A 394-nucleotide genomic window follows, 5' to 3' on the forward strand; every position below is an offset into this window, starting at 1 on the left:
ATCAGAGGCGATGAAGGACGTGCTAATCTGCGATAAGCGTCGGTAAGGTGATATGAACCGTTATACCCGACGATTTCCGAATGGGGAAACCCAATATCCCATGGATATTATCATTAACTGAATACATAGGTTAATGAGGCGAACCGGGAGAACTGAAACATCTCAGTACCCCCGAGGAAAAGAAATCAACCGAGATTCCCCTAGTAGCGGCGAGCGAACGGGGAACAGCCCAGAGTCTTAATCAATGGCAGCATCAGGAGAACGGTCTGGAAAGTCCGGCAGTAAAGGGTGATAGCCCCGTATCCGAAGATGCTGTTATTGTGAACTCGACGAGTAGGGCGGGACACGTGTTATCCTGTCTGAATATGGGGGGACCATCCTCCAAGGCTAAATA

General features: G+C 49.2%; 1 rRNA gene. It reads left to right on the top strand.

Annotated elements, in window-relative coordinates:
• Position 1: 1 nt before the first annotated feature.
• Positions 2-394: ribosomal RNA gene (locus BHE89_RS21675) — 23S ribosomal RNA — on the top strand; the annotation flags it as partial.

Source organism: Shigella sp. FC1967, from assembly GCF_001743005.1.
GTDB lineage: Bacteria > Pseudomonadota > Gammaproteobacteria > Enterobacterales > Enterobacteriaceae > Proteus.